This is a genomic window from Endozoicomonas sp. NE40, assembly GCF_040549045.1.
Lineage (GTDB): Bacteria > Pseudomonadota > Gammaproteobacteria > Pseudomonadales > Endozoicomonadaceae > Endozoicomonas_A > Endozoicomonas_A lisbonensis.
Genome location: NZ_JBEWTB010000002.1, coordinates 2,348,041 through 2,357,500, shown reverse-complemented (window position 1 = coordinate 2,357,500; position 9,460 = coordinate 2,348,041). Strand labels below are relative to the sequence as shown.

Here is a 9,460-nt window from a genome sequence, read left to right as displayed (position 1 = left end):
GACATGAGTAACGATAAGGGGAGTGAGATCCTCCCCCGCCGGAAGACCAAGGGTTCCTGCGCAACGCTAATCGGCGCAGGGTGAGTCGGCCCCTAAGGTGAGGTCGAAAGACGTAATCGATGGGAAACAGGTTAATATTCCTGTACCCCTTTTGACTGCGACGGAGTGACGGAGAAGGCTAGGCCAGCACGGTGATGGTTATCCGTGTTTAAGGTCGTAGGCTGTGGGTTCAGGCAAATCCGGACCCACAAAGCCGAGAACTGATGACGAACCGGCTACGGCCGGGAAGTGGTTGATGCCATGCTTCCAGGAAAAACTTCTAAGCTTCAGGTCAAAAGGGACCGTACCCCAAACCGACACAGGTGGTCAGGTAGAGAATACCAAGGCGCTTGAGAGAACTTGGGTGAAGGAACTAGGCAAAATGGCACCGTAACTTCGGGAGAAGGTGCGCCGGCTGGTGTGAAGGGCTTGCCCCGTAAGCACCGGCTGGTCGAAGATACCAGGTGGCTGCGACTGTTTATTAAAAACACAGCACTGTGCTAACACGTAAGTGGACGTATACGGTGTGACGCCTGCCCGGTGCCGGAAGGTTAATTGATGGGGTTAGCTTAGGCGAAGCTCTTGATCGAAGCCCCGGTAAACGGCGGCCGTAACTATAACGGTCCTAAGGTAGCGAAATTCCTTGTCGGGTAAGTTCCGACCTGCACGAATGGCGTAACGATGGCCACGCTGTCTCCACCCAAGACTCAGTGAAATTGAAATCGCTGTTAAGATGCAGTGTATCCGCGGCTAGACGGAAAGACCCCGTGAACCTTTACTACAGCTTCACAGTGGATCTTGATGTTGCTTGTGTAGGATAGGTGGGAGGCTTTGAAGTGTGGACGCCAGTCTGCATGGAGCCAACCTTGAAATACCACCCTGGCAATATTGAGGTTCTAACCCAGGTCCCTTACCGGGATCGGGGACATTGTGTGGTGGGTAGTTTGACTGGGGCGGTCTCCTCCCAAAGAGTAACGGAGGAGCACGAAGGTTGGCTAAGCACGGTCGGACATCGTGCGGTTAGTGTAAAGGCACAAGCCAGCTTGACTGCGAGACGTACATGTCGAGCAGGTACGAAAGTAGGTCTTAGTGATCCGGTGGTTCTGAATGGAAGGGCCATCGCTCAACGGATAAAAGGTACTCCGGGGATAACAGGCTGATACCGCCCAAGAGTTCACATCGACGGCGGTGTTTGGCACCTCGATGTCGGCTCATCACATCCTGGGGCTGAAGCCGGTCCCAAGGGTATGGCTGTTCGCCATTTAAAGTGGTACGCGAGCTGGGTTTAGAACGTCGTGAGACAGTTCGGTCCCTATCTGCCGTGGACGTTGGAAGTTTGAGGAGAGCTGCTCCTAGTACGAGAGGACCGGAGTGGACGAACCACTGGTGTTCGGGTTGTGTCGCCAGACGCATTGCCCGGTAGCTAAGTTCGGACGGGATAACCGCTGAAAGCATCTAAGCGGGAAGCCCCCTTCAAGATGAGACTTCCCTTGGCCCTAGAGGTCACATAAGAGACGTTGAAGACTACGACGTTGATAGGCTGGGTGTGTAAGCGTTGTGAGGCGTTGAGCTAACCAGTACTAATGACTCGAGAGGCTTGACCATATAACGCCAAAGCGATTTGGTGCCATGCACTAGAGAGTGTAAAAGCAAGAACAAAGCTCATTTAAAACAGATTTTGGATTCCGGAAGCTGAGATAAACATCTCAACTTCAGCCAGTTTTGCCTGGTGACCATAGAGTGTTGGAACCACCCGATCCCATCCCGAACTCGGAAGTGAAACGACACATCGCCGATGGTAGTGTGGGGATTCCCCATGTGAGAGTAGGTCATCGCCAGGCACTTATTAGAGAACCCTGATAGAGAAATCTGTCAGGGTTTTTGCTATGTGCGAAAAATAAACAACAGAAAAGCGTACTTTCTGCATTTAATTTCAGATCAATTTAACAATTCCTTTATTCAGCAGTGGTTTTCTTTGTAGAAAACAGGGTTACATGTAGGCTCAAAAAAATAATAACAAGGAGCTTAGCCGTGACAGTCAGGCACATTTTTACTGTGGGAATAGCTCTGCTTTTTCTTGCCGGTTGTGGCGAAGAAGCTGTGCAGGATGTGAGCCAGTCGGATGAGCAGTTTCGTAAGGAGCTACAAGGTAATTTAATTAAAGCCAAACCGGGTGACGTAATTGAAATTCCCGAAGGTACTTTCCAGATAGATCGAAGCCTGACATTGAATGTCGATGGTATCACTATACGCGGCGCTGGTATGGACAAGAGTGTTCTGAGCTTTAAGAACCAGAAAGCTGGTGCCGAAGGCATACTTGTTACTGCCAGCGATTTCACCATTGAAGACCTTGCGATTGAAGATACCAAAGGCGATGCCCTGAAGGTCAACAAAGGCAAAAATATTGTTATTCGCAGGGTCAGGGCCGAGTGGACCAATGGACCCGATACAAAAAACGGCGCTTATGGCTTCTATCCGGTTCAAACAGAAAACACCCTGATTGAAGGCTCTGTGGCTATAGGCGCTTCCGATTCAGGTCTATACATTGGACAGTCCCGTAATGTCGTTGTTCGCAATAACCGGGTTGAATATAACGTTGCTGGCATTGAGATTGAAAACACTATCGGTGCTGATGTTTATGACAATGTGGCGACCAATAATACCGGTGGCATTCTGATCTTTAACATGCCCTACCTGACCCAGTCAGGCCATACGACTCGTGTTTATAACAACAAGGTGTACGAAAATAATCTGGATAACTTTGCCCCTAAGGGCGGTGCCGTGGCTTCGGTGCCTGCTGGTTCCGGTATTCTGATTAACTCTAACGACAATGTTGAAATTTTTAACAACGAAATCAGGGATAACGACACTGCCAATATTATTGTCAGTAGCCTGTTCACTGCTAACTATGAAGAAGAGTACAAAGTGGACGATACCTTTGATCCTTACCCAGAGGGCATTTATGTCTACGACAACACCTTTATAGGTGGTGGCAGCAGCCCTGATCGTCTTGAACTGAAAACCCTTAAAGTCGCCATGTTTGGCTTAACTGGCAGCCTGCCTGACATTCTCTGGGATGGCATTATGAACCCGGCTGCAAAGCAGCCTGCGCTTTGTGTGAATAATGGTGAGTCATTAGTCGTTAATGTGGATGCGGGTAATGACTTTGCCAACGTCACGACGGATATGACTCAGTATGGCTGTGAACTGCCAAAACTGTCAGCGATTGATTTGTCCCATCTGGAAGGGTAATCGACATGAAAGCTGTAAACCGGGTGATAAAGTTTATTGCCGTAGCGTTGTTTGTTGTCCTTGTATCCGGTTGTGTAGAGAAACCACCCCTGCTCAAAACAACAGGGGATGACTATCCGGAAAAACTGAGTGAATGGCGCATTCACGATATTGGGCGTAAAACCCTTAAGCTAAATCATAAAGTGGTGCCTTATGATCTGAATACGCCTCTGTTTACCGATTATGCCAGCAAGCTCAGAACTGTCTGGGTGCCAGAAGGGACTCAGGCAACATTTGAGAAGGGTGATATCGAATACCCTGTTGGTACCATCATTACCAAAACCTTTTACTATCCCGTTGATAGCCAGAAAAACCGATTGGAAGTTAAAGCCAGTGAAGGCAGTGCAGAGCTGTATGATGAAAGCAAAGGGTTGCCGTTGGCCAGAGTCCACCTGATTGAAACACGGGTACTGGTACGTCAGGAGCAGGGTTGGGTGGCATTACCCTACGTATGGAATGACGATCAGACAGAAGCGGTTCTGGAATGGGCTGGTGACAGTAAAATGCTGACACTGGTGTATAAAGACGGCTCCAGGGAGGAGTTCCCCTATATTGTTCCGGATGCTAACCAGTGTGGTGGCTGTCATGCCCCGGAGGCTTATAAGAAGGATATACAGCCCCTTGGGCCGAAGGTCAGGCACCTTAACAGAGACTTTGACTATGCGGATGGCACCCGCAATCAGTTGGATTATTGGGCAGAAACTGGCGTGCTGGCTCTTGATGTAAAGCCTGAATCATTGCCAAAGAATGCTTTATGGCCCGTTGCGCGCAAAGACGAAACTCTGGAACATCAGGCCCGCAGCTATCTGGATGCTAATTGCAGCCATTGTCATAATACGAAAGGTGCAGGTAATACCAGTGGTTTATTCCTGACTCTTGATACCCCCTATGACACCAGCCTTGGAATATGCAAACGTCCAATTGCGGCAGGCCGGGGAAGTGGTAATCATCATGTTGCCATAAAGCCCGGATCGGGTGATGAGTCCATTTTGCTGTATCGTATGAACAGTAAGGACCCGGCAGAAATGATGCCAGAGCTTGGACGTTCCCTGATCCACCAGGAGGGCGTGGAGCTGGTCAGAGAATGGATTGATGGCATGGCTCCTGAGTGTTGACGAATGTGTGCTCTGGGCTTGATCCCAGAGCCTTTTTGACCGCTTGATTAACCCTGATCAGAATAGCTTTCGTAGATTACCTCCGTCTCAGTTATTTTTAATTTGGAATATTTATGGCTTTATTAATATCGAAAATATTATAAGCAGCAAGAACTAAATAGCTATGATGCTCTCTAAATGTAAATGGGCTACTAACGATACAAATGCCCATAGCAAAAAAAAATAATCAGGGAGACGTCTAATGAAAACAATATTCCGATCACTACTGATATTTCTGGCGATTGCCTGCTTCGGGGTGACAGCCTATTCAGAGCAGGCTGTCCATACAGCCGATACCGCCAGCTACGAGGTTAGTCAACCTTACCCGGACTGGGAAAACCCTGTTGATCGCCTGCCTTATGCGATGATGAGCTACTTTGCTGAAGTCGCCAAAATCAAGGGAAGAAAGCCTAATAAGCAGAAAGCTATTGATCAGCGTCTCGCTTTCCTGGCTTCCAATGGATACATTCCCGCAGAAAAAGAAGACCTTCCTGAAGAATGGTACAGGTATTTTCAGGGTGATGATTTGAAGCGGATTCATATTGATGATACTGGCTTTCGAGCCCGTGTTTTTATTAATAAGACGAAAAAAGTTGTTGCGCTCGCCATCGCCGGCACCGATTTTTCCGATATAGACAGCATTTTGTCAGCAGCTTACCTTGCTTATGGAAAGCATTCTGGTGCAATGATGAATGGTATGGATCTGGCTCATGACCTGAGACAAATGTATTTCGGAAAGGGCTATCGAATAGAAATTACCGGTGCATCACAGGGAGGCATTATTGCGCAGCTGGCAGCTTATGCAACGAATGCTTCAGCTTTTGTATTTAACAGTCAAATGCCGGGGCAGGCGCTTCTGGATATAGTTATGTCTGATGCAAAGGTCAATATTAAGCATGCCTATATTGAGGGGGATATGCTGAACGACAGCATCCATCCGGCAGGATTTTTTTTCCAGAATTCATCGACGGTAGAAACGCTTGAAATAATGATTGATGACGACATGGAAGATGAACTCAACAATGTTTACTACAAGCAGCACGGTGTATTTGGTTACTACTTTGCAACAACCCCGTGGATCAGGCACTGGACCGGAACGGTACTGTTTGTTTCTGAAAAGCTTGCGGGTAAAAATTTTGCTGATCTTTATGCAGAAGAAACAGGTAAAAAGAGTGCCAGGTAAGCACTCTTTTTAAAAATCTGTTATAGCGGCTATTAAGAAGCCGCAGCAGCACTCAGCCCATTGCTGGTTGAGTTCATAAATACAAAATAAAGACGTACCACAACAAAGATAAGTCCTATTACCATGCCCAGCAGCAGGTTGGAAAGGCTCATAATAAAGGCACCAGCCAGCGCAGCAAAAGGAATCCATGGTAGCATCAGGTACATCAGGCGCAGATACGCGCGGGCTTTGTTGCAGGATTTTGCACCAAATAGTCCCAGTACGGTAACCGGAAGAATAGTCAAAGGCAGGACGACGCTGATCAGGGTCAGGAGAACCAGCCAATCCGGAGAACCGATCAAAAACTGTTCGAAAGACGCCAGCATAACAATCTCCACTTTTCTATCCCGCCATAATGACCGGATTCCTCTGTTTTTGCTGTAAGCGGTTGCCGTTGCAGGATCAAAGCTTTATGAGCAGGGGTGGGTATATTTACGGGGCTTTTGTCAGGTTTACTGACAGGTGTATTAGTCAAAATCTGAAGGCGAGGGTGTAAGGTTCGCGAAGATAGAGAATTAACCACAGGCTTCAACTTCCTGCCGTATAGAGCGACAGGGGTTGAGCAGGAGCCTTTACTGCCTGATTCCTTCCACTTCCAGCGTAATAAAAATATCAGCAGCCGCAGGGCCAAGATTCATGCCAAAATCAGCCATGGATAATGTGGTTGTCCCGGAAAAGCCCGCCCGGTAACCGCCCCATGGATCTCTGCCTTCTCCTACTTTTACCGCTTCAATAACGATATCTTTGGTAACACCCTTCAGAGTGAACTCACCATAAATTCTGGCACTTTTTCCGTCATCGCTTTCCACTCTGGTACTGACGAAAGTGGCTTCAGGATACTTGCTGACATTAAGAAATTTATTGCCGCGAAGATGCTTGTCCCGTTCCGCATGGCTGCTGTTTACAGAATTGGTATTAATGTTGACCTTTATGCTCGACGCTTCTGGTTTGGCAGGATCAAAATTAAATGAGCCGTTGAAGTCGGTGAAATTACCATGAACCCAGCTGTAGCCAAGATGGCTGATCTTGAAGTTGATAAAAGCGTGGGCTCCCCTGGTATCAATAACATAGTTACTGGCACCGGCTGACACGCTCAGTCCAAAGATTGATGCGCCCAGGGCAACGATGGCAAAGAATTTTTCTAAACGGGTCATACTCTTCACTCTTATTGTTATTAGATATTGTTACTGGAAAATTATTAGATTCTCAGTGTGGCTTGATCATTCGTGTCAGTGTCCGGTCCCGATCAATCAGCTGATGTTTAATGGCTGCCAGCCCATGCAGGGAAGCCAGAATAACCAGTGACCAGGCCAGGTAAAAATGAACATCTCCGGCAATATCTTCCTGTCCACTGATTCCGGAAATAAGCGCAGGTACCTCGAACCAGCCAAAAAACGACACGGGACGACCGTCAGCCGTACTGATCAGGTAACCACTGAGCATAATGGCAAACAACAGAATATAAATCAGATGGTGGGCTGAAACCGCCAGCCTGATGATCGTTTTGCTGTGTTCAGGAAGATGAGCAGGTCTGATATTAATGGCTTTCCACAAAAGTCTGAAAAGTGTGGCAGCAAACAAGGTCAGGCCGATACTTTTATGCCACCAGGGAAGCGATTGATACAAAGGGTCATAATAAGACAGCGACATCATATACAGGCCAACGCCAAACAGCCCGAAAACGGTCAATGCGCTGATCCAGTGGATAAGAATGCTGACCAGGCCGTAACTTGTTGTTGTATTCTTCCAGACGCCCATGTCCGCCCCTTGTTGCTTTTTTTTCAGAGCTTTTTTCCAAAGCTTTTACCTACAGCTTTGGTCAGCAAAGATTACTTTAAAATACATATTTTATATATCACAAAAATTAGATGACATTGTTCTAATAAATCGAAGAGTTGGATAAAAACTATTCTGCCGGGTCTGCCTTCCGGTAAGCCCCCTGATAATCAAACAGCTTGTCCAGAATTCGCCAGAAATGTTTTTCTTTCTGAGCAATGACAAAGTCAGGTTTTCTGAACTTTTTACGGTTGTTGATCACCTTATCCACTGAATCTGCCCGAAATGGTTCTGCCCGGTTAATCAGGGCGTGCTTGCCGAAATGATGATAGAAAGCGCCTTGCTGGGCCGGGGTTTCCAGTTGGAAATACTCTTTTACATCGGCTCCGTCTTCGTCGTAATAGGTGACTTTAATGCGTGTTTTACCCTGCCTGTTTTCATCGGTTTCCAGAGTCATACCTGAACAGCGAATCACCAGGCAGTTTTTCAGGTTCAGGGCTTCTTTGAGCTTCTGGTCCGGGTCAACCATTGGTTTCTGACATTCATGGCATTTCCGGGCTGCAATATCATTTTCCGCGCCACACTGGTCACACTCCTTGAAGCGATAGCGGAAGTCACACTGTTCCCGTTCTCCCTCCATTTCCAGATAACCCTGGCAGCGTCGTCCATAGTGTTCTACCAGGTCGCCATCGTTATCTACAATGCCCCAGAAACTGTTTTCATGCCCACAGGCAGGGCAGGGAACCGTTACAGGAACACTTTTTGAGTCAGGCTTCGGGCTGCCAATTTCCGGGCTGAAAAGGTTGTAACGGTTACCTGCAAAATCGATAACAAGGCAATCGCTTTTATCAGGTGCCAGTCGTAAACCCCTGCCGACTATCTGCTGATACAGGCTGACAGACTCCGTAGGACGCAAAATAGCGATCAGATCGACATGGGGAGCATCGAAGCCGGTCGTTAGAACGGAAACGTTCACCAGATACTTGAGTTTTTGCTGCTTAAACGCATCAATGATGGCATCCCGCTCTTTCCCCGGCGTATCGCCAATAACCAGTGCCGCTTCATCTTCAGGCAGGTAACCCAGAATTTCCCGGGCATGATCAACGGTAGAAGCAAAAATCATAACCCCTTTGCGACTCTCTGCTTCTTTTATAACCTGTCTGATAATCTGTTGGGTCGCACGTCCACTGCCTTTCAGAAGCGAATTCAGTTCCTGCTCGCTGTATCGACCAAAAGGGTCACGGGAAAGCTGACTGAAGTCGTAAAATACTACGGGGGCATCCACCATAGTGGCTGGTGTCAGAAAATGGTTTCTGATCATGTAAGACAGCGGCAGCTCAAAAATACAGTCTTTAAAAAAACGTTTGTCGGTGGTGCGAACGGTGCCTTTTCTGTCTTTATCCTGACTGTGCTGATACTGGTACAGCCAGCCTATGCCCAGACGATAAGGAGTTGCCGTTAATCCAAGGATTTTCAATCTGGGGTTAAGGTTGCGCAGATGGTCAATGACCTTGTGATAGCTGGAATTTTTTTCCAGTGAAACCCGGTGACATTCGTCAATCACCAGCAGTGTAAAACCATCGTCGTTGAACTGGTCAAGGTTGCGAACCACTGACTGAACACTGCCAAATACCACCTGTTCATCAGCGTCCTTGCGCCCAAGACCGGCACTGAAAACCGATGCTTTCAGGTCGTAACTTTCGTATTTGGCATGGTTCTGTTCAACCAGCTCTTTTACATGAGCCAGTACCAAAACCCGGCCTCTGGCAATTCGCCCCAGTTCACTGATGACAAGACTTTTACCGGCACCCGTGGGCAGCACAATCAATGCGGGATCATCGGAGGAGCGGAAATGTTGAATAACGCTTTTAACGGCGTCTTTTTGATAAGGGCGAAGCTGATAAACCATAAAGGGGATTATATAAATCCCCTTTATGGTCGTCACTTATTCCGCTGTTTATTAGTCCAGTCTCAGTAA

The 9,460-nt window shown here is 47.6% G+C and carries 7 protein-coding genes and 2 rRNA genes (1 of these 9 cut by a window edge); 5 read left to right on the top strand and 4 right to left on the bottom strand.

Going from position 1 to position 9,460, the window contains the following annotated elements; all coding sequences use genetic code 11:
• The 5 genes from V5J35_RS11725 to V5J35_RS11705 form a co-directional block, all read left to right on the top strand.
• Positions 1 to 1,644, top strand: a 23S ribosomal RNA gene (locus V5J35_RS11725); it begins 1,249 nt to the left of the window's first position.
• A 120-nt stretch (positions 1,645 to 1,764) separates the two neighbouring features.
• Positions 1,765 to 1,880, top strand: a 5S ribosomal RNA gene (gene rrf, locus V5J35_RS11720).
• A gap of 190 nt (positions 1,881 to 2,070) precedes the next feature.
• Positions 2,071 to 3,291 carry a parallel beta-helix domain-containing protein gene (locus tag V5J35_RS11715; protein ID WP_354007312.1) on the top strand — a complete coding sequence of 407 codons (1,221 nt, stop codon included), beginning with the start codon at positions 2,071 to 2,073 and terminating at the stop codon, positions 3,289 to 3,291.
• A 5-nt stretch (positions 3,292 to 3,296) separates the two neighbouring features.
• Positions 3,297 to 4,445 carry an SO2930 family diheme c-type cytochrome gene (locus tag V5J35_RS11710; RefSeq protein ID WP_354007311.1) on the top strand — a complete coding sequence of 383 codons (1,149 nt, stop codon included), beginning with the start codon at positions 3,297 to 3,299 and terminating at the stop codon, positions 4,443 to 4,445.
• Between the two features lie 241 nt (positions 4,446 to 4,686).
• Positions 4,687 to 5,667 (top strand): Tle-like phospholipase domain-containing protein, encoded by a 981-nt coding sequence (locus tag V5J35_RS11705; protein ID WP_354007310.1) that lies wholly within the window; start codon positions 4,687 to 4,689, stop codon positions 5,665 to 5,667.
• 32 nt (positions 5,668 to 5,699) lie between these two features.
• Here V5J35_RS11705 and V5J35_RS11700 read toward each other — a convergent pair whose 3' ends face one another.
• The 4 genes from V5J35_RS11700 to radD form a co-directional block, all read right to left on the bottom strand.
• The gene (locus V5J35_RS11700; RefSeq protein WP_354016388.1) at positions 5,700 to 6,032 is read right to left on the bottom strand and encodes a hypothetical protein; all 333 of its coding nucleotides are present in this window, start codon (positions 6,030 to 6,032) and stop codon (positions 5,700 to 5,702) included.
• Between the two features lie 246 nt (positions 6,033 to 6,278).
• A complete protein-coding gene (locus V5J35_RS11695) occupies positions 6,279 to 6,860 on the bottom strand; it encodes a YceI family protein (protein ID WP_354007309.1) in 582 nt (193 codons plus the stop codon).
• Between the two features lie 52 nt (positions 6,861 to 6,912).
• On the bottom strand, positions 6,913 to 7,464 hold the full coding sequence (locus tag V5J35_RS11690; RefSeq protein WP_354007308.1) for a cytochrome b: 552 nt from the start codon (positions 7,462 to 7,464) through the stop codon (positions 6,913 to 6,915).
• Positions 7,465 to 7,612: 148 nt separating this feature from the next.
• Positions 7,613 to 9,391 (bottom strand): DNA repair helicase RadD, encoded by a 1,779-nt coding sequence (gene radD, locus V5J35_RS11685; RefSeq protein WP_354011285.1) that lies wholly within the window; start codon positions 9,389 to 9,391, stop codon positions 7,613 to 7,615.
• Between the last annotated feature and the right edge of the window lie 69 nt (positions 9,392 to 9,460).

Coding starts and splice junctions, on each gene's coding strand:
- V5J35_RS11710 (WP_354007311.1), top strand. CDS start 3,297: ATGAAAGCTGTAAACCGGGTGATAAAGTTTATTGCCGTAGCGTTGTTT.
- V5J35_RS11705 (WP_354007310.1), top strand. CDS start 4,687: ATGAAAACAATATTCCGATCACTACTGATATTTCTGGCGATTGCCTGC.
- V5J35_RS11700 (WP_354016388.1), bottom strand. CDS start 6,032: ATGCTGGCGTCTTTCGAACAGTTTTTGATCGGTTCTCCGGATTGGCTG.
- V5J35_RS11695 (WP_354007309.1), bottom strand. CDS start 6,860: ATGACCCGTTTAGAAAAATTCTTTGCCATCGTTGCCCTGGGCGCATCA.
- V5J35_RS11690 (WP_354007308.1), bottom strand. CDS start 7,464: ATGGGCGTCTGGAAGAATACAACAACAAGTTACGGCCTGGTCAGCATT.
- radD (WP_354011285.1), bottom strand. CDS start 9,391: ATGGTTTATCAGCTTCGCCCTTATCAAAAAGACGCCGTTAAAAGCGTT.